Source organism: Streptomyces sp. Alt3, from assembly GCF_030719215.1.
Lineage (GTDB): Bacteria > Actinomycetota > Actinomycetes > Streptomycetales > Streptomycetaceae > Streptomyces > Streptomyces glycanivorans.
In genome coordinates this window covers 2556906-2578444 of the sequence record NZ_CP120983.1, presented here as the reverse complement: position 1 = coordinate 2578444, position 21539 = coordinate 2556906, and the positions used below count along the sequence as shown (strand labels likewise).

Genomic DNA, 21539 nt, shown 5'->3' with positions numbered 1-21539 from the left:
GGCCCTACAGGGGACGCCGGGACGTCCACCACAGGGCGAAGGCGGTCAGCGCGGCGGTGCCGGCCAGCAGGACGCCGGCGCCGGTCCACTGCATGGCGGACATCTGGCCGTAGTCGAGGTACTGGAAGACGTTGTCGACGATGCCCAGCTCCTCGATGCAGGCGTTCGTGGCCTTCTCGGTCGCCTCGGCGCAGGAGCCCCATCCGTACAGCTGGCCGTCGGCGCTGCCGACCCAGCGGTCCACTTCGTACGCGTCGTCCAGGCCCGCGGGCATGTCGCCGTCCAGCGGGTACGTGATCGTGCGCGGTGTGCCCAGGCGGTCCCGGAACATACCCCAGGCGGTCTGCGCGACCACGGCGAAGCCGAAGGTGACGACCATGGAGGGCAGGACCCGGCGCAGCAGGATGCCGATCGTGAATCCGGCCGCGGTGAGGAACAGGGCGAGCGCGGGCAGGACGGGACCGGTGGTGTCGAAGACCGCGGCGTCCATCCAGTTGTCGCCGAGGACCGAACGGTAGGGCCGCCACCACCAGGTGAAGACCGCGGAGAGCACCGAGCAGGCCACCAGGGTGATCAGGAGGCACCAGCCGAGCTTCGCGAGGACCCAGCGGCGGCGCGTCACGGACTGCGTGGTGACGAGCTGTGCGGTGCCCTGCTCCTGGTCGGCGGCGATCAGCGGCGCGCCGAGGAACACGGCGAGCACGCCAGGCAGCAGGGCCAGCAGGGAGGTGAGGCTCCCGTAGGCCTCGCCCACCACGGGCAGTGGCACGGACTTCTCGGGCCAGCCCCCGGCGTCGAGCACGTCGATCAGCCGGGCGCGCTGGTAGACGATCCAGAGCGAGCCGAGGACGGTCAGGGCCAGGACGCAGCACAACGTGGTCCGGTGCTGACGCAGGACCAGCCAGGTCAGTCCGCGCAGCAGCCTCGGACGGGCGGTGCGTGCGGTCGGTGTGCCGGTCAGGGTGGTGGTCATGCGGTCCTGGTCCCCTCGTTCTCGATCCGCGCGCCGGGTGTGTACAGCGGGGGTGCGTCCGGCGAGCGCAGGTGCGCCAGCAGCACTTCCTCCAGGCTGGGCTCGGCGACCTGCCAGTCACCGGGGAGCGGGCCGTCGGTCCGCACCATCGCCCGGAACTGGCGGCCCTGGACGCGCTTCTCGATCACGGTGTGACGGGCGAGAGCGGCGGGCAGGTCCCCGTCCTCGGCCAGCCCGGTCACCAGGAGGTGCGCCGGGACGAGCGCGTCCGCGTCGCCCGCCATCCGGATCCGGCCGTCGGCGACCACCAGCAGGTAGTCGCACATGTCCTCCAGCTCGGCCAGGATGTGGGAGGACATCACCACCGTGGTGCCGCGTTCGACGGCCTCGGCCATCAGCAGGGTGCCGATCTCGTCGCGGGCCAGCGGGTCGAGGTCCGCCATCGGCTCGTCGAGCAGGAGCAGGTCCGGCCGCTTCCCGAAGGCCAGCGCGAGCGCGACCCGGGTGCGCTGCCCGCCGGAGAGCGTCCCGACCGCCGCGTTCATCGGCACGTCGCCCGAGCGCACGATCCGCTCCGCGGCGGCCGCGTCCCAGCCGGGGTTCAGCTCACCGCCGATCCGCAGCGTCTCCGCCACGGAGAACCGCTTGTACATCGGCTTGTCCTGCCCGAGGAAGGCGAACCTCGGCATCACCTCGGGATCACCCACCGGCACCCCGAACACCCGCAGCTCGCCCTGCGTCGCCATCACCTGACGGGACGCCAGGCCCAGCAGGGTGCTTTTCCCCGCGCCGTTGGGCCCGACCAGACCGCAGATCCGCCCGGCCGGGATCCGGAAGGAACAGTCACGCAGCGCCCAGCCGCGCCGGTAGCGCCTGCCCAGTCCGCGGGCCTCCAGGGCCCAGTTGCCCGGGCTGCCGCCCGGATTGCTCGTCTCTGCCACGCGCCTCGCCCCAAATCCACTAGTCAATTAATGGAATGATGGTTATCGCGGGGCATGGCTGTCAAGCGCGAGACCTCCTGGAGGCTCGCGCCCGGCGTGGGGGGAGTGGCCGGTCAGCCGGCGTGGAGCGGCCCGCCGGGGTACCGCGCCCCGGCCGGGCCCCGCGATTCCGGACGAACGGCGCTAGCCGGCCCGGTCCGCGGCGGGCCTGCCGTGCCAGTCCAGGCACATCACCAGGGAATCGTCCGCGGCCGGGCCGGAGCCTCGATGGCCCAGCAGTTCCTGCAGCATCGCCCGGGGCACCTGTGGTGCGGGCAGCAGACGTGTGCTGGTGATCGATCCGGCCAGCGCGCGAAGGCTGTACTTCTCGCCGCCGGGTGACAGCGCGTCGTAGACGCCGTCGCTGATGAAGAGCAGGCGGTCCCCGGGTTCCACGGTGAAGTGCTGGGGGACGTAGTCGGTGTCCTCGAACATGCCCAGGGGTATCTGCGCCTCCAGCTCGATCGCCTCCACCACCCCCGCGCGCACCCGCCACACACGGGGTGAACCGGCGTCGATGATCTCCACGTCACCGGTCGGCAGGTGGAACCGGAGCAGCAGGGTCGACGTGAACCGGCTCCCCCCGTACTGCCCGTAGATCGCCTGGTCGGCGAGGTACGCCTGATCGCTGAGGCTCAGACCGGCGCGGCGGGCGTTGCGCAGGGCGTTGACCGCGAGATTGGTCAGCAGCGCGGCGTCGATCCCCTCGCCCATGCCGTTGCTGACGGTCAGGTACAGGTCGTCGGCCGAGGCCGACCAGTCGAAGCTGTCGCCGAAGATGGCGTACGCGGGTTCCAGCTGGGCGCCGAGGCTGTACTCGGGCCGGGTGCAGGAGCGTCCCGGCAGCAACTGCCACTGCATCTCGGCGGCCAGGGTCAGCCGCTCGGCCCGGCGTGCCTGAAGGAAGAGATCGGTGTCCCGCTCCGCGACGACCACTTCGTGCGCCAGGCCGTCCGCGCACTGCTGAAGCTCCTCCAGAACGTCCTTCGCCAGTCCGTCCTCGCCGACCCGCAAGGTGACGCTCAGGACTCCCAGCCGGTCCCCCCGGACACTGAGCGGCACGTGCGCCGTCACGGTGGACGCCGCGTCGTCGTACACGCAATGCGGTTCCTGGGCGCCGAACGCACGGCCTGGAGCACTGTCGTACACCGACACCGGGGTGCGTGTGTGCGGCAGTATGCCGACGGGTTGCAGCTTCGTCATCGCGTAGTCGACCATCAGCAACTCCACCGCCTCGGCGTGATGGCGGTGCTCGAGCACGGAACGGAGCACGTCGAAGATCTCATGAGGCGCGGCCTCGCGCAGAGAACGTTCGATCGCACCGGGTCTGTCCATGGGTAACGGTCCCTCTCCCCTTCACATATCTTCGTCTGAGCGACCACGCACCACGACCACTCACCCACGACCGGCCGGAACGGGCGCGCAGGCCCACTCGGGAGTGTCACATGCACAAGGCCCCCACCACCGCTCATCAGCACGCCTCCGACGTCGTGCCCGGGATCGGAGAGGTCCTGGAACTCCTGGAAGTCGCCTGGGAACGCAGCCGGGACGCTCTCGGCACCGCGCCGCTCTCCGCTGCCCAGACTCGTGTGATGTACATCATCGAACGGGAACCCGGCATCATCCTGAGCGCGCTGGGCCGCCATCTCTCCGCGGCCGCCCCGTCCGTGACCCGCCTCTGCGACCGCCTGCAGGCCGCGGGCTTCCTCCGCAGGTTCCCCCACCCCCACAACCGCCGCGAGGTCCAGGTGGAACTCACCGAGTCCGGCCTCACACACCTGCGTGCCATCAGGCACCGCCGGGAGCAGGCGCTGCGCCAGGCGGTCGACCGCATGCCCCACGACGACCAGCTCGCACTCGCCACAGGGCTCCGTGCGCTGTGCGACGCGGCCGGTGACCCCCTCGGCGCTCCTCTGCGCCGGGAGACCGCCTGAGCCTCTCCCGTCCGCCGTGGGGTCAGGGCAGGCCGTGGCCCCGGCGGAGGTCGTGAGCACCCGGGCCCGGGTACGTCACCTCAGCACTCGATGATGTTCACCGCGAGCCCGCCGCGGGCGGTCTCCTTGTACTTCACGCTCATGTCCGCGCCCGTGTCCTTCATGGTCTTGATGACCTTGTCCAGGGAGACCTTGTGGCTGCCGTCGCCGCGCAGCGCCATCCTGGCCGCCGTGACGGCCTTGACCGCCGCCATCCCGTTGCGCTCGATGCAGGGGATCTGGACGAGGCCGCCGACCGGGTCGCAGGTCAGGCCCAGGTTGTGCTCCATGCCGATCTCGGCGGCGTTCTCCACCTGCTCCGGGGAGCCGCCCAGGACCTCGGCGAGGGCGCCCGCGGCCATCGAGCAGGCGGAGCCGACCTCGCCCTGGCAGCCGACCTCGGCGCCCGAGATGGAGGCGTTCTCCTTGAACAGCATGCCGATGGCGCCGGCGGCCAGCAGGAAGCGGACGACCCCGTCGTCCTTCTCGGCCTCGGTGCAGCCGCCCGCCGCGAAGTTCATCCAGTAGTGCAGGACGGCGGGGATGATGCCCGCGGCACCGTTGGTGGGGGCGGTGACGACGCGGCCCCCGGCGGCGTTCTCCTCGTTGACGGCCATCGCGTAGAGGGTGATCCACTCCATCGCGTGCGTCTGGGGGTCGCCCTCGGCGCGCAGCTGCCTGGCCGAGTTCGCGGCCCGGCGGCGGACCTTCAGACCGCCGGGCAGGATGCCCTCGCGGGACATACCGCGCGCGATGCAGGCCTGCATGACGCGCCAGATCTCCAGCAGACCGGCCCGGATCTCGTCCTCGGTCCGCCATGCCTTCTCGTTCTCCAGCATCAGGGAGGAGATGGACAGGCCGGTCTCCCGGGCGAGCCGCAGCAGCTCGTCGCCGGTGCGGAAGGGGTGCTTGAGGACCGTGTCGTCCGGGATGATCGGGTCCTCGCCGGCCACGGCGTCCTCGTCGACGACGAAGCCGCCGCCCACCGAGTAGTACGTCTTCTCCAGGAGCGGGGCGCCCTCGCGGTCGTAGGCGAGGACGGTCATCCCGTTGGCGTGGTACGGCAGCGCCTTGCGCCGGTGCAGGACCAGCTGCTCGTCGGCGTCGAACGGTATGTCGTGCACGCCCAGGAGGCTGATGCGGCCCGAGGCGCGGATCTCCTCGACGCGGGCGTCGGCGCCCTCGACGTCGACCGTGCGGGGTGACTCGCCCTCCAGGCCGAGCAGGACGGCCTTGGGCGTGCCGTGTCCGTGGCCCGTCGCGCCGAGCGAGCCGTACAGCTCGGCGCGGACCGACGCGGTGTGGACCAGCAGGCCCTCGTTCTTGAGGCGGCGGGCGAACATGCGGGCCGCGCGCATCGGGCCGACCGTGTGGGAACTGGACGGGCCGATGCCGACCGAGAAGAGGTCGAAGACCGAGAGGGCCACGGGGGTACTCCTAAGGCGTTGGTGGACGTCGTTGTCCGCCCGGGTGGTGCGGGACGGGCCGGGTGGGCCCGGGAACGCGGGGCAAAGGGGTGGGGGCACCGCGCACACTGTGTTCAGTGTGCGCGGTGCCCCCACCCTGTGTGCAAACTGCGGGTGACTACTTGAGGCCGGGGTAGAGCGGGAACTTCTCGGCCAGCGCGGTCACACGGGCCTTGAGGGCGTCCGCGTCGTACGCGGGCTTCAGCGCGGCCGCGATGATCTCGGCGACCTCGGAGAAGTCCTCGGCCTGGAAGCCGCGGGTGGCCAGCGCCGGCGTGCCGATGCGCAGGCCGGAGGTGATCATCGGGGGCCGCGGGTCGTTCGGAATGGCGTTCCGGTTGACCGTGATGCCCAGCTCGTGGAGCCGGTCCTCGGCCTGCTGACCGTCCAGCTCGGAGTTGCGCAGGTCGACCAGGACCAGGTGGACGTCCGTACCGCCGGAGAGCACGGAGACGCCCACCTCGGTGACGTCCGGCTGCACCAGGCGCTCGGCCAGGATGCGGGCACCGTCCAGGGTGCGCTGCTGGCGCTCCTTGAACTCCTCGCCCGCCGCGACCTTGAAGGAGACCGCCTTGGCCGCGATCACGTGCTCCAGCGGGCCGCCCTGCTGACCGGGGAAGACCGCCGAGTTGATCTTCTTGGCGAGCTCCTGCGTCGACAGGATCACGCCACCGCGCGGACCGCCGAGGGTCTTGTGCGTGGTGGTCGTGACGACGTGGGCGTGCGGCACCGGGTTGGGGTGCAGACCGGCGGCGACCAGGCCCGCGAAGTGCGCCATGTCGACCATCAGGTACGCGCCGACCTCGTCCGCGATACGGCGGAAGGCGGCGAAGTCCAGCTGGCGGGGGTAGGCCGACCAGCCGGCCACGATGAGCTTCGGCTTCGACTCCTTGGCGAGGCGCTCGACCTCGGCCATGTCCACGACGCCGGTGTCGTCGACGTGGTACGGGACCACGTTGTAGAGCTTGCCGGAGAAGTTGATCTTCATGCCGTGGGTCAGGTGACCGCCGTGGGCCAGGTTCAGACCCATGATCGTGTCGCCCGGCTTCAGCAGCGCGAACATCGCGGCGGCGTTGGCCTGCGCACCCGAGTGCGGCTGGACGTTCGCGGCCTCGGCGCCGAAGAGCGCCTTGATGCGGTCGATCGCGATCTGCTCGACCACGTCGACGTGCTCGCAGCCACCGTAGTAGCGGCGGCCGGGGTAGCCCTCGGCGTACTTGTTGGTGAGGACGGAGCCCTGCGCCTCCATGACCGCGACCGGAGCGAAGTTCTCCGAGGCGATCATCTCGAGGGTGGACTGCTGGCGGTGGAGCTCGGCGTCGACGGCGGCGGCGACGTCCGGGTCCAGCTCGTGGAGGGAGGAGTTGAGAAGCGACATCAGTGGGTCCCTAAGGTCTCAGTTGCCGGAGAACGCGGTGTACTCGTCGGCGGAGAGAAGGTCGTCCGGCTCTTCCGCGACGCGCACCTTGAACAGCCAGCCGCCCTCGAAGGGAGCGGAGTTCACCAGCGACGGGTCGTCCACGACGTCCTGGTTCGCCGCGGTCACCTCGCCGGTCACCGGCGAGTACAGGTCGCTGACCGACTTGGTCGACTCCAGCTCACCGCAGGTCTCGCCCGCGGTCACCGTGTCGCCGACCTCAGGGAGCTGGGCGAAGACGACGTCACCGAGCGCGTTGGCCGCGAACTCGGTGATACCGACCGTGGCCACGCCGTCCTCGAGGGCCGACAGCCACTCGTGCTCCTTGCTGTACCGCAGCTGCTGGGGGTTGCTCATGACCTGAATTCTCCTGTACGCGGGGGAGTGCTGATGAACGGTGGTCTTACGGTGTGAGACACGAATGCGTCACGTGCGGCGGCGCTCCGCCTTACTTGCGGCGCTTGTAGAACGGCAGCGCCACGACCTCGTACGGCTCGTGCGTGCCCCGGATGTCGACGCCGACACCCTCGGTGCCGGGCGCGGCGTGCGCCGCGTCCACGTAGGCCATGGCGATCGGCTTGCCCAGGGTGGGCGACGGGGCGCCGGAGGTGACCTCGCCGACGACCTTCCCGCCGGCCACGACGGGGTAACCGGCGCGTGGCACCCGGCGGCCCTCGGCGATCAGGCCGACGAGCTTGCGCGGCGGGGCCGCCTCCGCGCGCTCCGCGGCGGCGGACAGCGCCTCGCGGCCGACGAAGTCGCCCTCCTTCTCGAACTTCACGACCCGGCCCAGACCCGCGTCGAAGGGCGTCAGCGCGGTGGTCAGCTCGTGCCCGTAGAGCGGCATCCCCGCCTCCAGGCGGAGCGTGTCGCGGCAGGAGAGGCCGCAGGGGATCAGGTCGTACGGCGCGCCGGCCTCCGTCAGGGCCTTCCACAGCTGCTCGGCGTGCTCGGGGGCCACGAAGAGCTCGAAGCCGTCCTCGCCCGTGTAGCCCGTACGGGCGATGAGGGCGGGGACCCCGGCGACCGTTCCGGGGAGCCCGGCGTAGTACTTCAGTCCGTCCAGGTCGGCGTCCGTGACCGACTTGAGTACGGCGGGTGAGTCGGGGCCCTGGACCGCGAGCAGCGCGTACGCGTCGCGGTCGTCCCGCACCTCGGCGTCGAAGCCGCCGACGCGCGCGGTGAGCGTGTCCAGGACGAGCTGGGCGTTGCCCGCGTTGGCGACGACCATGAACTCGGTGTCTGCCAGGCGGTACACGATCAGGTCGTCCAGGATCCCGCCGTCCTGCGCGACGATCATCGTGTAGCGGGCCCTGCCCTCGCCCACGGTCGCGATGTTGCCGACCAGCGCGTAGCTCAGGAAGGCCGCCGCCTGCGGACCGGTGACGGTGATCTCGCCCATGTGGGACAGGTCGAACAGGCCGGCCCTGGTGCGTACGGCGTTGTGCTCGTCGCGCTCGCTGGCGTACCGCAGCGGCATGTCCCAGCCGGCGAAGTCGGTCATGGTCGCGCCCAGGGACCGATGCAGGGCGTCGAGGGCGGTGAGACGGGGGGCAGTGCTCATGGACATGGCTCCAGGGCATGACGACAGGGGGTGGTTCCCTCCCCATCTGTCATCGGAACCTGAGAGGTTCGCCGAGAGCCCCTGAAAGGGTCCTGACGGGGGCGGCCCCGTCAGGGTCGGCTTGCACCTTGGGTGGGGCCGCGCAGCGGCCCGCTTTTCAGATCTGCCTCATCCACGCGGTACGGGGCCTGAGAGATTCAAGGGAGGAACTTGCTCCTTCGGCGCCCGGCGCACACGGTGACCGGGACTCTCCCGCGCGGATTCAAACGGCCGGTATGCAGTTGGCGGGGTCATCATCGCACGCATTGCGGGAGAGTGGGGCGTCCCGGTCCGCACGGGTGCCGGTCCCGACACGTGCGGCCGGAAGCGGTTGTGCCGCATTACCTTTTCTTTACACTTCTTGGGCAGGTCCGTGGGTGACTCGGCAGGGGGAATGGCGATGACGTTGCAGCGCTACGCGACCACCGCAGGGGCGGCGAGCGGTGCGATGCCCCAGCAGTCCGGCGTGCCCGCACGGGAGCTGGTGGACGGGCACGCGCCGGTGGTCCGTGATCTGCGGGGCCGGGGCCGGGGCCCCCTGGGGCCGTTCGGCCTGGACTTCGCGCCGGGGGACGTGGTGGTGGTCTCGGGGCTGCCCGGCAGCGGGAAGTCCACGCTGATCCGGCGCACGGCCCGGCAGCACGCGATCGACTCCCAGGACACCAGGGACCGCTGGGAGACCGTCCTGCCCGCCTTACTCCCGTACGCGCTCTACCGTCCCCTGGTGCGCGCCGCGCACTACGCGGGGCTGTTGCGGACCCTGCGGGCGGGCGGGCCGGTCGTCGTGCACGACTGCGGCACGCAGGCCTGGGTGCGGCGCTGGCTGGCACGCGAGGCCCGGCGCCGTGGCAGCGCCCTCCATCTCGTCCTGCTCGACGTCACCCCCCTGGTCGCCAGACAGGGGCAGCGGGAGCGCGGCCGCGGGGTGTCCGGCTATGCCTTCGCCCGGCACCGCCGCGCGGTCGGCCGGCTGCTGCGCGACACGGAGAACGGACTGCTGCCACCGGGGTGCGCCTCGGCGGTGCTGCTCGACCGGGAGACGGCGGCGGCGATCGGTGTGATCGCGTTTCCGGAGCCGCAGCCTCCGCAGGCGTAGTCCCGGACCTGTCCTGAAGCGGCGAGGGCATGGCGGCGGCGGTCACCGTTCGCATACGCACAGTTCGCGCCCCTCCGGTGGGCTGTCCGGAATCTGGACGGTCCGGCGGGTCCGGTCATGGCTCCGGCCTGCGGCACTGCACTCGCGGTCCAAGCCGGTCTAAGGTTTCAGCCGCACAGCATGGCGAGAAAGGGACACAGACACCGTGGACATTCCGGCTCAGGGCCAGGCCCCGTCGTATCCGTCGCAGGGTTGGCCGGCCAACGAGCTCGAAGAAACGCTCAGCGCCTCTCTCGGCGTGCCCGGGGCAGGCGGACGGCTGGTCGAGGTCCTCGGCCGCAGCCATGTCTGGGTACCGCTGCCGAACGGCGGGGGACCGGACAGCATCGGCCTCGACCTGCCGACGGTCGACATCGAAGGCGGCGCGTACGTCCCCGTGTTCAGCTCCGAGGCGCAGTTCCTCCAGTGCGTCGGCACCCATCTCTCCTTCACCGTCGCGCCCGCACGCGAGTTCGCCCGTGGGCTGCCTCCGCAGCTCGGCCTGGCGGTCAACCCGGGCGGTTCCGTCGGCGTACCCCTGCCGCCGTCCGCCGTCGCCGAGCTCTGCCGGGCAGGGCGCACCCCGCTGGACGGTCCCGCGAGCGGCGGCCGGGTGCGGCTGTACGAGCCGGACTGGAAGGAGGACCCCGTCGACTTCCTCTCCGCGGTGTCCGCCGAATTCCAGGGGACCGGAGTGGTGAGCACCGCGCGCCGGGTACTGGCCAGCGTCGAGGGCGACAGCCCCGCCCTCTTCGTCGGCGTCGAGTTCGCCGTACGGGAAGCCGCGGAGCAGGGTGTTCCGCTGGACGCCCTGGGGCGCGCGCTGGGCCGGGTCCAGGTGCCCTGGCCGGTCAACCTCGTCCTGCTCGACGTGGCTCAGGATCCGGTCGGCGACTGGATGCTGGAGAAGGTCCGCCCGTTCTACCGGCGCGACGGGTACTGAGAGCAGGGGCTCGGCCACCCCGTGGCGTCGAGCCGGTGTCGGGGGCGGCGCATAAGCTGGTTGGATGACGAGGTCGCCCCGTGTGCCCGGGAGCGGCACCACAACACCGTGAAGCACGACAGCGGTTCGAAGAGGGGCGGGACCCGGAGTGAGTGCGTCAGGCATGGGGGCGGCAGAGCCGAGAGTGGGGGAGGGGCCGGGCGCTCGGGGAGAGGTCGAGCACCTGCTTCGTCAGATGGCCCCCGGGCGCCTCGACTCGTACGAGGCGCTGTTGCGGTCCCTGGCGGACGGCCAGGTCTGGATGCTGCTCTGGCACGGCACGGCGGGTTCCCCCGATGCGCAGTACGGCAACATGGAGGTCGAGGGCCTGGGGTACGCCCCGTGCGTGACCTCGGCCCAGGAGCTCTCGGCCAGTGGCTGGAACCGGGCCCACGAGGTGACCACCGGACGTGACATCGCCCGTTCCCTCTTCCCCGACCGCTGGGGCATCTGGCTCAACCCGCATGCCCCCGGCGGCGGCGTGGGCATCCCCTGGCTGGACCTGCGCCGCATCGCCACCGGCCTCGACCGGATGCCCGCGGGGCCGCTGCGGCTCACCGAACCCGCCGTCGAGATCCCGCAGTTCTACGCCCTGCTGTCGCAGAACGCCCACCGCACCCCCGCCGTCCGCGCCCTGCGCCGCGCCTGGGTGCAGCCCGCGCTCGGCGTCCCGTACCTCGCGATCGGGCTCGACCTCTACGACACCGGCCGGCCGTCCGTCGACGCGGTCCGCGCGATGATGCAGCAGTCGATCGGCGTCGTCCCCGACGGGCTGCCCGTCTCGACCGTCTCCCTGTCCGACGAGTACGACCCCGTCGCGATGTGGCTGAACGCCAACGCCCGGCCTTTCTACGACCGCGAGGCGCACGTCCAGGCGCCCCCGGCGCCCGGATACGGCTACCCGCCTGCCACCGGCGCCGCCCCGCACGCCTACTGAGCACGGCAGGCCGGACCGCCGAGGGCAATTGGTGGCTGGTTCGGCGCAGTTGGGTGCCATGTCCGTTATTGCGGATTAGTGACCGAGAGGTCCGCTCACGAAGCACGGCTGTCCGGATAACGGAAGCCCCTTGGCAGCATCACGTTTATGCAAACATTCCCCGTCAGGTCTGGCGGGTGATCGCAAAGTGGTTGAAGACTCCTCGCAGCAGGTGGTCCATGCCCGGCGCACCCCTCTTTCAAACAGGGTCTGTTCGGCCGCACATCACCACTTGTGTCACATTTCGTAAGAGCCGCTACAGCGGCGGTTCACAGGCCGGCCACCGTCGGCCGAGAGGGGTCTCCAACGCAATGACGGCACCGATCGAGACCACCCGGGCGGACGCGCAGCCCGAGACGGTGCTGGAAGGCGCCGGACGTAAGGAGATCGAGGGCCGTTCGCTCGGCCGCATCGCCTGGACGCGCTTCAAGCGGGACAAGGCCGCGATGGCCGGTGGCATCGTTGTCGTGCTGCTGATCCTCACCGCGATGCTGTCCAAGCCGCTGCAGTCGCTTCTCGGACTCGACCCCAACGCGTTCAACCAGAGCCTGGTCGACCCGGTCATGCTGGCCCCCAAGGGTGCCCTCGGCGGCATCAGTTGGGACCACCCCCTCGGAGTCGAGCCGCAGACCGGACGCGACATCCTGGCGCGCATCCTCGAAGGCTCCTGGGTCTCCCTCGTGGTCGCCGTCGGTTCCACGCTGCTCTCCGTCGTCATCGGCGTCGTCATGGGCGTCGTGGCCGGGTTCTACGGCGGCTGGGTGGACGGCTTCATCAGCCGGCTGATGGACACCTTCCTCGCCTTCCCGCTGCTCCTCTTCGCGATCTCCATCTCCGCCTCCTTGCAGGGCAACGCCTTCGGGCTGGAAGGGCTCACGCTGCGGATCGCGGTCCTGATCTTCGTGATCGGCTTCTTCAGCTGGCCCTACATCGGCCGCATCGTCCGTGCGCAGACCCTGTCGCTGCGCGAGCGCGAGTTCGTCGAGGCCGCCAGGTCGCTGGGCGCACGCGGCCCGTTCATCCTCTTCCGCGAGCTCCTGCCGAACCTGATCGCGCCGATCCTCGTGTACGCGACGCTGCTGATCCCCACGAACATCCTCTTCGAGGCATCCCTGTCCTTCCTCGGTGTCGGTATCGCCCCGCCGCAGGCTTCCTGGGGCGGCATGCTCACGCAGGCGGTCGACCTCTACGAGGTGGACCCGATGTTCATGGTCATCCCCGGTATGGCGATCTTCATCACCGTGCTGGCCTTCAATCTGCTGGGGGACGGGCTGCGTGACGCACTCGACCCTCGTGGCAAGTAATCGCGGCATCGCCGCACCGGACTAGCGAGGGGGCTTTCCTCAGCATGCAGAACAGAAAGACAGCAGCGGCCATAGCCGTGGCCGTAGCGGTTTCGCTCGGCGCATCGGCCTGCAGCGGCAGCGACTCGGGCGGTGACAGCAACGGCGGTGGGGGCAACGCCAAGGCGGACGCCGGTCTGACGAGCATCGTCAACGCGACCGACAAGAAGGGGGGAACGGTCACTCTGGAGCACGCGAGTGGCCCGGACTCCCTCGACCCCGGCAACACGTACTACGGCTGGGTGCAGAACTTCTCCCGCCTGTACGGCCGTTCCCTGGTGACCTTCAAGCCGGCCGCCGGCAAGGAGAGCCTGGAGGTCGTCCCCGACCTCGCGACCAGCCTCGGCAAGGCCAGCGCCGACGCCAAGACCTGGACGTACACGCTCCGCAAGGGCGTGAAGTACGAGGACGGCACCGAGGTCACCTCGAAGGACGTCAAGTACGCCGTCGAGCGCTCCAACTTCGCGCCGGAGGCCCTGTCCAACGGTCCGACGTACTTCAAGGCCTACCTCGAGGGCGGCGACAAGTACAAGGGCCCGTACAAGGACAAGTCGGCCGAGGGCCTCAAGTCCATCGAGACGCCGGACGACTACACGATCGTCTTCAAGCTCAACAAGCCGTTCGCGGACATGGACTACCTCGCCGCCTTCTCGCAGACCGCTCCGGTCCCGCAGAAGGCCGACACGGGCGCCAGCTACGTCCAGAAGATGGTCTCCTCGGGTCCGTACAAGTTCTCGGCGTACGACGAGAGCAAGGGCGCGACCCTGGTCCGCAACCCGGAGTGGGACCCGAAGTCGGACCCGATCCGCAAGGCGCTCGCGGACAAGGTCGAGCTCAAGTTCAACGTCAACGCGACGACGATCGACGACCACCTGCTCAACGACGCCATCACCGTGGGCGCCGAGGGCACGGGTCTGCAGTCCAAGACCCAGCCCAAGGTCCTGGTCAAGGCCTCGGAGAAGGCCAAGACGGACAACCCGTACGCCGGCGCCCTGCAGTACCTGGCGCTGAACGTCAACGTGAAGCCGTTCGACAACGCCGACTGCCGCAAGGCCGTCCAGTACGCCGTCGACAAGCAGAGCATGGTCGACTCGATCGGCGGCTCGGTCAAGGGCGACCCGGCCACCACGGTCATCCCCCCGACCGTCGCCGGGTACAAGAAGTTCGACCTGTACCCGTCCGAGGGCAACAAGGGCGACGTCGCCAAGGCCAAGGAGCACCTGGCCAAGTGCGGTCAGCCCAAGGGCTTCAAGACCACGCTGACGGCGCGCTCCGACCGTCCTGACGAGATCACCGCCGCCACGCAGCTCCAGGGCAGCCTGAAGGCGATCGGCGTCACCGCCGAGATCAAGCAGTTCCCCGCGGACAAGTACTTCACGGACTTCGCCGGTGTCCCGGACTGGGTCCACAAGAACAACGCGGGCATGATGATGATGGCCTGGGGCGCCGACTGGCCGACCGGCTTCGGCTTCCTCGACCAGATCGTGAACGGATCGGCCATCAAGCCGTCCGGTGGCACGAACCTGATGGAGCTCGACGACAAGGCGATCAACGAGCTCCTCGTCAAGGGCATCGGCACCGTCGACACCACGGCGCGCAACGCCACGTGGGGCGAGGTCGACCAGAAGGTCATGGAGAACGCCTCGGTCGTTCCGCTCTTCTACCGCAAGAACCTGCTCTACCGCCCGGACTCGGCGGCGAACGTCACGGTCACGGACGCGTACCTCGGCATGTACGACTACGTGCTGATGACGTCCACCAAGTAACACCTGTTCATCGACAGCATCCCCTGAAAGGCAGGTGAAGGCGCCGGGCCGGCGGGCGTACCCCGTCCGCCCGCCCGGCGCCGCACGGCTGTGGCTGCGTACATCATTCGACGCGTATTCGCCGCGGTGTTGCTGCTGCTGGTGGTCAGCGCAGTCACATTCGCGATCTTCTTCCTGGTACCCCGCCTCGGCGGACAGACCCTCGACTCGATGGCCGCCCAGTACGTCGGGAAGAGCCCCGACCCCGACGTCATCGCCGCGGTCAAGAAGAACCTGGGGCTCGACCAGCCCCTCTACCTGCAGTACTGGAACTTCGTGAAGGGCATCGTCGTCGGCGCCGACTACCAGTTCGGTCCCGACCCGGTCACCTGCAACGCCCCCTGCTTCGGCTACTCCTTCAAGACCCACACCGAGATCTGGCCGCAGCTCGTCGACCGTGTCCCGGTCACCCTGTCGCTGGCCGTCGGTGCCGCTGTCATCTGGGTCGTCTCCGGTGTCGCGATCGGCGTCGTCTCCGCCCTCAAGCGGGGCTCGTTCTTCGACCGGCTCTCCATGGGCGTCGCCCTCGCCGGTGTCTCGCTGCCGATGTTCTTCACCGGCCTCGTCGTGCTGGCGCTGTTCGGCAACGGGGAGTACGTGCCGTTCGCCGACAGTCCCCTGGAGTGGGCGGGCAGCCTGGTCCTGCCCTGGTGCACACTCGCCCTGCTGTACTCCGCGCTCTACGCCCGGCTCACCCGGGCGGGGATGCTGGAGACGATGGGCGAGGACTACATCAGAACCGCGCGGGCCAAGGGCCTCAAGGAACGCAAGGTGGTCGTCAAGCACGGCCTGCGCTCCGCGCTCACCCCGCTCGTCACCATCTTCGGCATGGACTTCGCGCTGCTGCTCGGCGGCGCGGTCATCACCGAGCGGGTCTTCTCCTTCCAGGGGCTGGGTGCCTTCGCCATCCAGGGCGTCACCACCGCCGACCTGCCCAAGGTGATGGGCGTGACCCTGGTCGCGGCCTTCTTCATCGTCATCTGCAACCTGCTGGTGGACCTCGTGTACGCCGCGATCGACCCCCGGGTGAGGCTCTCATGAGCGACGCAATCAAGAAGGACTCCCCGGCGGCGGACACCGTTCCGGCGCAGAGGTCCGGCGACGACAAGGAATTCCTGTCCGTACGCAACCTCAGCGTCCACTTCGACACCGACGACGGCCTGGTCAAGTCCGTCGACGGCGTCAGCTTCGACCTGAAGGCCGGCCAGACCCTCGGCATCGTCGGCGAGTCCGGCTCCGGCAAGTCCGTGACCTCCCTGGGGATCATGGGGCTCCACACCTCGGAGCGTGCCCGGATCGGCGGTGAGATCTGGCTCGACGGCGAGGAGCTCATCGGCGCCGGCCCCGAGCGGGTGCGCGCGCTCCGCGGCCAGAAGATGGCCATGATCTTCCAGGACCCGCTGTCCGCCCTGCACCCGTACTACAGCATCGGCGCGCAGATCGTCGAGGCCCACCGGGTCCACAACAAGGTCGACAAGAAGACCGCGAAGAAGCGCGCGATCGAGATGCTCGACCGTGTGGGCATCCCCGAGCCGCACCGGCGCTACGAGGACTACCCGCACCAGTTCTCCGGCGGTATGCGCCAGCGCGCGATGATCGCCATGGCCCTGGTCAACAACCCGCAGCTGCTCATCGCGGACGAGCCGACGACCGCCCTCGACGTCACCGTCCAGGCGCAGATCCTCGACCTGATCCGCGACCTGCAGAAGGAGTTCGGCTCCGCGGTCGTCATGATCACCCATGACCTCGGTGTCGTCGCCGAGATCGCGGACAACCTGCTCGTGATGTACGCGGGACGCTGCATCGAGCGCGGCAGCGCCGAGAAGGTGTTCTACGAGCCCCAGCACCCCTACACCTGGGGCCTGCTGGGCTCGATGCCCCGCATCGACCGCGAGCAGACCGACCGGCTCATCCCGGTCAAGGGCTCCCCGCCCAGCCTCATCAACGTCCCGTCGGGCTGTGCGTTCCACCCGCGGTGCCCGTACGCCGACGTCCCGCCGGACAACATCACCCGCACCGAGCGTCCGGAGCTGCAGCAGGTCAGCGACGGGCACTACTCCGCGTGCCACATGTCGCGTGAGCAGCGCGACCGTATCTGGACCGAAGAGATTGCGCCGAAGCTGTGACTGATCCGAACAAGAAGACTTCCGTGTCTTCCGAGGCCGGGCCCGACGGGTCCGAGCCGCTCCTCAAGGTCGACGGCCTCGTCAAGCACTTCCCGATCACCAAGGGTGTGCTGAAGCGCAAGGTCGGCGCGGTCCAGGCCGTGGACGGTCTCACCTTCGACGTGCGCCCCGGGGAGACCCTGGGCGTCGTCGGTGAGTCGGGCTGCGGCAAGTCGACCATGGGCCGGCTGGTGACCCGACTGCTGGAGCCGACCGGCGGCAAGGTCGAGTTCCAGGGGCGCGACATCACCCACATGTCGGCCGGGCGGCTGCGCCCGATGCGCCGCGACATCCAGATGATCTTCCAGGACCCGTACGGCTCGCTGAACCCGCGCCACACGGTCGGCGGCATCGTCGGAACCCCCTTCCGGCTCCAGGGCGTCAAGCCCGAGGGCGGTGTGAAGGCGGAGGTCCAGCGGCTGCTGGAGCTCGTGGGGCTCAACCCCGAGCACTACAACCGCTACCCGCACGAGTTCTCCGGCGGCCAGCGCCAGCGCATCGGCATCGCGCGTGCGCTCGCACTGAAGCCGAAGCTGGTCGTCGCGGACGAGCCGGTCTCGGCGCTGGACGTGTCGATCCAGGCGCAGGTGGTGAACCTGCTGGACGACCTCCAGGACGAGCTCGGGCTCACGTACATGATCATCGCGCACGACCTCTCGGTCATCCGCCATGTCTCGGACCGGATCGCGGTCATGTACCTCGGCAAGATCGTCGAACTCGCGGACCGCACCTCGCTCTACGAGGCGCCGATGCACCCTTACACCACGGCGCTCATGTCGGCCGTCCCGGTCCCCGACCCGCGCCGGCGCGGAGCCAAGAGCGACCGCATCCTGCTCAAGGGCGACGTGCCGTCGCCGATCTCGCCTCCGAGCGGCTGCCGCTTCCACACCCGGTGCTGGAAGGCGACGCAGGTCTGCAAGACCACCGAGCCGCCGCTGCTCCAGCTGAAGACCGGGCACCAGGTGGCGTGCCACCACCCGGAGAACGGCGAGGACCAGGCGCCGGGGGACGCGCCGCTCGTCGCGGACGTCATCACCGTGAAGTCGGCGGGCACGGCTGAGCCGGCAGCGGCTGCGGCTGCGAAGCCGGAGGTGGCTGCGAAGACCGAAGCGGCTGCGAAGCCGGAAGAGGAGAAGGCCGGAGGGGCTGCGAAGCCGGAAGAGGAGAAGGCCGGAGGGGCGGAGAAGCCCGCCGAGCCCGCCGAGCCCGCCGCGCCGGACGGACCGGACAAGGCCGCCGAGCCCGCCTCCGTGCCCGACGCCAAGGACGATGCCGTCCCGTCCACCGACGCGAAGGGCGAGCCGAAGGAGTAGTACGGGCACAATTGCCCGGTGCTCAACGAACTCTTCACCCCCTCCGTCCAGCATGCGCTCGACATCGTCGGAATCTTCGTCTTCGCGATCTCGGGCGCCCTGCTCGCCGTCCGCAAGAACTTCGATGTCTTCGGCATCGCGGTCCTCGCCGAGGTGACAGCGCTGGGCGGGGGGATCTTCCGTGACGTCATGATCGGGGCCATCCCCCCGGCGGCCTTCACGGATCTCGGCTACTTCCTGACCCCGCTGATCGCCGCCGGCCTGGTGTTCTTCCTGCATCCGCACGTCGAACGCATCCAGGTCGGCGTCAACGTCTTCGACGCTGCGGGCCTCGGTCTCTTCTGCGTGGCCGGCACGGTCAAGGCGTACGAGTACGGCCTCGGCCTCACCTCGTCCGCCGCCCTCGGACTGGCCACCGCGGTCGGCGGCGGTGTGCTGCGCGACGTCCTGGCCAACGAGGTGCCCTCGCTGCTGCGCTGGGACCGTGACCTGTACGCCGTCCCCGCGATCGTCGGCGCCGTGATGGTGGTCCTCTGCATCCGGTTCGAGACGCTCAACGCCTACACCAGCGGCGCCGCCGCGCTTGCCGCGTTCGTCCTGCGGCTGCTGGCCATGCGCTTCCACTGGAGGGCGCCGAGGGCTTGGAACCGGCGCTCGGCCAGGGCCGAGGAGAACGCGACCGTCATCTGACGGCAACAAAAAGCTACCGCTCAGTAATACGATCGGTGTACCGTGCATGCCATGGCACAGGCAGCAGCGCAGGAGTCGCGCGCGGTACAGGCGACCATCGGTGACAGCGAGTTCGACCGCGACACCGCCGTCACGCTCCGGGAGGAGGGCGTCTACGACGCCGAGCTCTCCGCGGGCTGGACGATCATCCACGCGGTCAACGGCGGCTACCTGCTCGCCCTGCTCGGCCGCGCACTCGGCGAGGCACTGCCGCACTCCGACCCCTTCTCGGTCTCCGCGCACTACCTCACCGCCTCGGTCCCCGGCCCCGCCGTGATCCGTACCCAGGTGGTCCGCAGCGGGCGCACGCTCTCCACCGGCGAGGCCTCGCTCTTCCAGTTCGCCGAGGACGGCACGGAGATCGAGCGCATCCGGGTGCTGGCCACCTACGGCGATCTGGACGGGCTGAGCGACGACGTCCGTACATCGGCCGAGCCCCCGGCGATCCCGCCCCTGGAGCGGTGCCTCGGAACGAGCGACGGGGCATCGGTGATCCCCGGCAGCTCCGCCATCACCGAGCGGCTGGACATCAGGCTCGACCCGGCGACGGTCGGCTGGGCCGTCGGCGCACCGTCGGGCAGGGGCGAGATGCGGGGCTGGTTCGGACTGGCGGACGGCCGTGACGCCGATCCGCTCTCGCTGCTCCTCACCGTGGACGCCCTGCCGCCCACCTCCTTCGAACTGGGGCTGAAGGGCTGGACGCCCACCGTCGAGCTCACCGCCCACATCCGCTGCAGGCCGGCCCCGGGACCGCTGCGTGTCTCCATCACCACCCGTAATCTCGCGGGCGGCTTCCTGGAGGAGGACGCGGACGTGTGGGACAGTGCCGGCCGCCTCGTCGCGCAGTCCCGCCAGCTGGCCCGCGCACCCCGGGGCTGACCCCGCGCCATGATGGTGCGGTGAAATCCGACCGGCTGCTCTCCGTCCTCCTGCTGCTCCAGACCCGCGGCACGGTTCCGGCCGGCGAGCTGGCCGAGCGCCTCGAAGTCTCCGTACGCACCATCTACCGGGACGTCGAGGCGCTGTCGGCGGCCGGTGTGCCCGTGTACGCGGAGCGGGGGCGCAACGGTGGCATCGCGCTGCTGCCGGGCTTCCGTACCGATGTCACAGGGCTGACCGCCGACGAGGCGCGCGCCCTGTTCGTGCTCGCCGCGCAGGGGGCACACGCCGCCCTCGGACTGGACGCCGCCCTCGCGTCCGCCCTGCGCAAGGTGATGGCGGCCCTCCCCGCCCCGCACCGGCCCGCCGCCGAACAGACCAGCCGCCGCATCCTGGTGGACCCGGTCCGCTGGATGAGCGGACCGCACGCCGCCGTCGACGTGGGCGAACTGCACGACGCGGTCTTCGCCGACAGGCGGCTCCTGCTGCACTACCGGCACAGCGGCACGACGACCCCGCGTGTCCGCACCGTCGATCCCTACGGCCTCGTCGTGAAGGCGGGTGTCTGGTATCTGATCGCCGACCTGGAGGGCGCTCCCCGCCTCTTCCGTGCCGACCGGGTGGAGCGGGCCGTGCTCACCGAGGAGCCCGTGGTCCGCAGGGCCGGGGTGGAGCCCGTCGACGTCTGGGAGGAACTGCGCCGGCAGGTCGAGGAGCGGCCGGGGGACGTGCGGCTCCGGGTGCGCGTGCACCGTTCCCGGCTGGACCTGTTCGTACGCCTCCACGCGGGGGTGCTGACCGGCAGGCCGGAGCCCCAGGGCGAATCGGCGGGGGAGTGGCTGCTGGCCGAGCTCGCCGTGCCGGAGCTCGCGTGGGCGCGGTCCCTGCTCTCCTTCGGCCCGAACCTCGAAGTGCTGTCGCCCCCGGAAGCGCGCCGCGTGATCGCCGAGGCCGCGGCGGCCGTCACACGGCTGTACGCAGGAAACGGCTGAGAGCGGCGGTGAGTTCGGCCGGCGCGTCCTCCTGGACGAGGTGCCCCGCCCCCTCGATCAGCCGAAGTTCGGCGCCGGGGACGAGCCCGGCCAGCTCATGGCCGCGGGCGACCGGGATCCAGGTGTCCTCCGTGCCCCAGCAGATCAGTACGGGCAGATCCAGCTCTCCGTAGCGGTGCTGGATCTCGTCGGTGAAGCGCTGGTCGTTCTGGGCGATCTGCCGGTAGAACGCGGGCTGCCCGGCCTCGGTGCACCAGGGGGCGACCAGCCGGTCCAGCACCGTGGGGTGCAGCCCCTGATGGCTCGCCGAGCTCACGTACTCGGTCACCAGCGCACGGTGCAGCTCCGGCGACAGAGCGCCGAAGACCTCGGCCTCTCCGCCGAGCAGCCGGTAGGCGGGCGAACCCCACGGGGCCAGCGCCACCGGATCGACCAGGGCCAGACGCCCGTAGCGGGCACCGTGCAGGAGGTGGGCGCGGAGGGAGACGCAGCCGCCGAAGTCATGGGCGACCACGGCGGGCCGGCCGAGCCCCCAGTGGCCGAGGAGCTCGGTGAGCACCCGGGCCTGGGCACCCAGCGACACGTCCTGGCCGGGGTACTGCGCGGAGGCGCCGTACCCCGGGAGATCCCACACGTGGACGCGGTGGTCCTGGGCGAGCCCCCGCGCGATGCCCCGCCAGACGTACGAGGAGAAGGGCGTGCCGTGGACCAGGACGACGGGTGGGGCCTGTTCCGGGCCGAGGGCGGTCCAGCGCACCTCGCCCGAGGAGCTGGTGAAGGTCCGGTCGAGTGTCCAGTCGCTCATGGG

The 21539-nt window shown here is 70.3% G+C and carries 20 protein-coding genes and 1 riboswitch; of the genes, 12 read left to right on the top strand and 8 right to left on the bottom strand.

Annotated elements, in window-relative coordinates; all coding sequences use genetic code 11:
• Positions 1-4: 4 nt before the first annotated feature.
• From P8A20_RS10845 to P8A20_RS10835, 3 genes are all read right to left on the bottom strand, one after another.
• On the bottom strand, positions 5-973 hold the full coding sequence (locus tag P8A20_RS10845; RefSeq protein WP_147959596.1) for an ABC-2 membrane transporter-related protein: 969 nt from the start codon (positions 971-973) through the stop codon (positions 5-7).
• Positions 970-1914, bottom strand: a complete 945-nt coding sequence (locus P8A20_RS10840; RefSeq protein WP_147959597.1) for an ABC transporter ATP-binding protein — start codon at positions 1912-1914, stop codon at positions 970-972. Before P8A20_RS10840 ends, P8A20_RS10845 begins: the two co-directional genes overlap by 4 nt.
• Before the next feature lie 183 nt (positions 1915-2097).
• Complete coding sequence (locus P8A20_RS10835) at positions 2098-3288, bottom strand: PP2C family protein-serine/threonine phosphatase (RefSeq protein ID WP_147959598.1); 1191 nt, start codon at positions 3286-3288, stop codon at positions 2098-2100.
• A 110-nt stretch (positions 3289-3398) separates the two neighbouring features.
• On the opposite strand from P8A20_RS10835, the gene P8A20_RS10830 reads away from it, so the two are divergent.
• Entirely contained in the window at positions 3399-3887 is a 489-nt protein-coding gene (locus P8A20_RS10830) for a MarR family winged helix-turn-helix transcriptional regulator (protein ID WP_147959599.1), read from the top strand.
• 80 nt (positions 3888-3967) lie between these two features.
• On the opposite strand, the gene P8A20_RS10825 is transcribed toward P8A20_RS10830, so the two are convergent.
• The 4 genes from P8A20_RS10825 to gcvT all read right to left on the bottom strand — a co-directional run bounded on the left by P8A20_RS10825 (position 3968) and on the right by gcvT (position 8373).
• Complete coding sequence (locus tag P8A20_RS10825; protein ID WP_147959600.1) at positions 3968-5353, bottom strand: L-serine ammonia-lyase; 1386 nt, start codon at positions 5351-5353, stop codon at positions 3968-3970.
• A 157-nt stretch (positions 5354-5510) separates the two neighbouring features.
• Positions 5511-6770 carry a serine hydroxymethyltransferase gene (glyA, locus tag P8A20_RS10820; protein ID WP_147959601.1) on the bottom strand — a complete coding sequence of 420 codons (1260 nt, stop codon included), beginning with the start codon at positions 6768-6770 and terminating at the stop codon, positions 5511-5513.
• Between the two features lie 18 nt (positions 6771-6788).
• Positions 6789-7166 carry a glycine cleavage system protein GcvH gene (gcvH, locus tag P8A20_RS10815; RefSeq protein WP_147959602.1) on the bottom strand — a complete coding sequence of 126 codons (378 nt, stop codon included), beginning with the start codon at positions 7164-7166 and terminating at the stop codon, positions 6789-6791.
• A 91-nt stretch (positions 7167-7257) separates the two neighbouring features.
• The gene (gene gcvT, locus P8A20_RS10810; RefSeq protein WP_147959603.1) at positions 7258-8373 is read right to left on the bottom strand and encodes a glycine cleavage system aminomethyltransferase GcvT; all 1116 of its coding nucleotides are present in this window, start codon (positions 8371-8373) and stop codon (positions 7258-7260) included.
• Positions 8374-8540: 167 nt separating this feature from the next.
• Positions 8541-8638, bottom strand: a riboswitch (glycine riboswitch).
• A 174-nt stretch (positions 8639-8812) separates the two neighbouring features.
• On the opposite strand from gcvT, the gene P8A20_RS10805 reads away from it, so the two are divergent.
• From P8A20_RS10805 to P8A20_RS10755, 11 genes are all read left to right on the top strand, one after another.
• Positions 8813-9508 carry an AAA family ATPase gene (locus P8A20_RS10805; protein ID WP_306103409.1) on the top strand — a complete coding sequence of 232 codons (696 nt, stop codon included), beginning with the start codon at positions 8813-8815 and terminating at the stop codon, positions 9506-9508.
• A gap of 205 nt (positions 9509-9713) precedes the next feature.
• Positions 9714-10490, top strand: coding sequence for an enhanced serine sensitivity protein SseB (locus tag P8A20_RS10800; RefSeq protein WP_306103408.1), 777 nt, complete (start codon positions 9714-9716; stop codon positions 10488-10490).
• Between the two features lie 163 nt (positions 10491-10653).
• Complete coding sequence (locus tag P8A20_RS10795; RefSeq protein ID WP_371606765.1) at positions 10654-11466, top strand: enhanced serine sensitivity protein SseB C-terminal domain-containing protein; 813 nt, start codon at positions 10654-10656, stop codon at positions 11464-11466.
• 350 nt (positions 11467-11816) lie between these two features.
• Positions 11817-12809, top strand: coding sequence for an ABC transporter permease (locus P8A20_RS10790; protein WP_147959607.1), 993 nt, complete (start codon positions 11817-11819; stop codon positions 12807-12809).
• A 44-nt stretch (positions 12810-12853) separates the two neighbouring features.
• Positions 12854-14614, top strand: coding sequence for an ABC transporter substrate-binding protein (locus P8A20_RS10785; protein WP_147959608.1), 1761 nt, complete (start codon positions 12854-12856; stop codon positions 14612-14614).
• 90 nt (positions 14615-14704) lie between these two features.
• A complete protein-coding gene (locus P8A20_RS10780) occupies positions 14705-15694 on the top strand; it encodes an ABC transporter permease (protein ID WP_187282149.1) in 990 nt (329 codons plus the stop codon).
• Complete coding sequence (locus P8A20_RS10775; protein WP_306103406.1) at positions 15691-16779, top strand: ABC transporter ATP-binding protein; 1089 nt, start codon at positions 15691-15693, stop codon at positions 16777-16779. The genes P8A20_RS10780 and P8A20_RS10775 overlap by 4 nt, the downstream gene beginning before the upstream one ends.
• Positions 16776-18131, top strand: a complete 1356-nt coding sequence (locus P8A20_RS10770; RefSeq protein WP_306103405.1) for an ABC transporter ATP-binding protein — start codon at positions 16776-16778, stop codon at positions 18129-18131. The genes P8A20_RS10775 and P8A20_RS10770 overlap by 4 nt, the downstream gene beginning before the upstream one ends.
• A gap of 18 nt (positions 18132-18149) precedes the next feature.
• Positions 18150-18821: a trimeric intracellular cation channel family protein gene (locus P8A20_RS10765; RefSeq protein WP_147959611.1), complete on the top strand. Its 672-nt coding sequence runs from the start codon at positions 18150-18152 to the stop codon at positions 18819-18821.
• Between the two features lie 51 nt (positions 18822-18872).
• On the top strand, positions 18873-19739 hold the full coding sequence (locus P8A20_RS10760) for a thioesterase family protein (RefSeq protein WP_306103404.1): 867 nt from the start codon (positions 18873-18875) through the stop codon (positions 19737-19739).
• Positions 19740-19759: 20 nt separating this feature from the next.
• A complete protein-coding gene (locus P8A20_RS10755; protein WP_147959613.1) occupies positions 19760-20731 on the top strand; it encodes a helix-turn-helix transcriptional regulator in 972 nt (323 codons plus the stop codon).
• Here P8A20_RS10755 and P8A20_RS10750 read toward each other — a convergent pair.
• A complete protein-coding gene (locus P8A20_RS10750) occupies positions 20703-21536 on the bottom strand; it encodes an alpha/beta fold hydrolase (protein ID WP_147959614.1) in 834 nt (277 codons plus the stop codon). The two genes, P8A20_RS10755 and P8A20_RS10750, sit on opposite strands and share 29 nt — an antisense overlap.
• Positions 21537-21539 lie beyond the last annotated feature (3 nt).

Excerpts from the sequence above, each read along its gene's own strand:
- P8A20_RS10750 (WP_147959614.1), bottom strand. The coding sequence starts at position 21,536 with ATGAGCGACTGGACACTCGACCGGACCTTCACCAGCTCCTCGGGCGAG.
- glyA (WP_147959601.1), bottom strand. The coding sequence starts at position 6,770 with ATGTCGCTTCTCAACTCCTCCCTCCACGAGCTGGACCCGGACGTCGCC.
- P8A20_RS10805 (WP_306103409.1), top strand. The coding sequence starts at position 8,813 with ATGACGTTGCAGCGCTACGCGACCACCGCAGGGGCGGCGAGCGGTGCG.
- P8A20_RS10785 (WP_147959608.1), top strand. The coding sequence starts at position 12,854 with ATGCAGAACAGAAAGACAGCAGCGGCCATAGCCGTGGCCGTAGCGGTT.
- P8A20_RS10835 (WP_147959598.1), bottom strand. The coding sequence starts at position 3,288 with ATGGACAGACCCGGTGCGATCGAACGTTCTCTGCGCGAGGCCGCGCCT.
- P8A20_RS10795 (WP_371606765.1), top strand. The coding sequence starts at position 10,654 with ATGGGGGCGGCAGAGCCGAGAGTGGGGGAGGGGCCGGGCGCTCGGGGA.
- P8A20_RS10830 (WP_147959599.1), top strand. The coding sequence starts at position 3,399 with ATGCACAAGGCCCCCACCACCGCTCATCAGCACGCCTCCGACGTCGTG.
- P8A20_RS10760 (WP_306103404.1), top strand. The coding sequence starts at position 18,873 with ATGGCACAGGCAGCAGCGCAGGAGTCGCGCGCGGTACAGGCGACCATC.
- P8A20_RS10775 (WP_306103406.1), top strand. The coding sequence starts at position 15,691 with ATGAGCGACGCAATCAAGAAGGACTCCCCGGCGGCGGACACCGTTCCG.
- P8A20_RS10845 (WP_147959596.1), bottom strand. The coding sequence starts at position 973 with ATGACCACCACCCTGACCGGCACACCGACCGCACGCACCGCCCGTCCG.
- gcvT (WP_147959603.1), bottom strand. The coding sequence starts at position 8,373 with ATGAGCACTGCCCCCCGTCTCACCGCCCTCGACGCCCTGCATCGGTCC.
- gcvH (WP_147959602.1), bottom strand. The coding sequence starts at position 7,166 with ATGAGCAACCCCCAGCAGCTGCGGTACAGCAAGGAGCACGAGTGGCTG.
- P8A20_RS10790 (WP_147959607.1), top strand. The coding sequence starts at position 11,817 with ATGACGGCACCGATCGAGACCACCCGGGCGGACGCGCAGCCCGAGACG.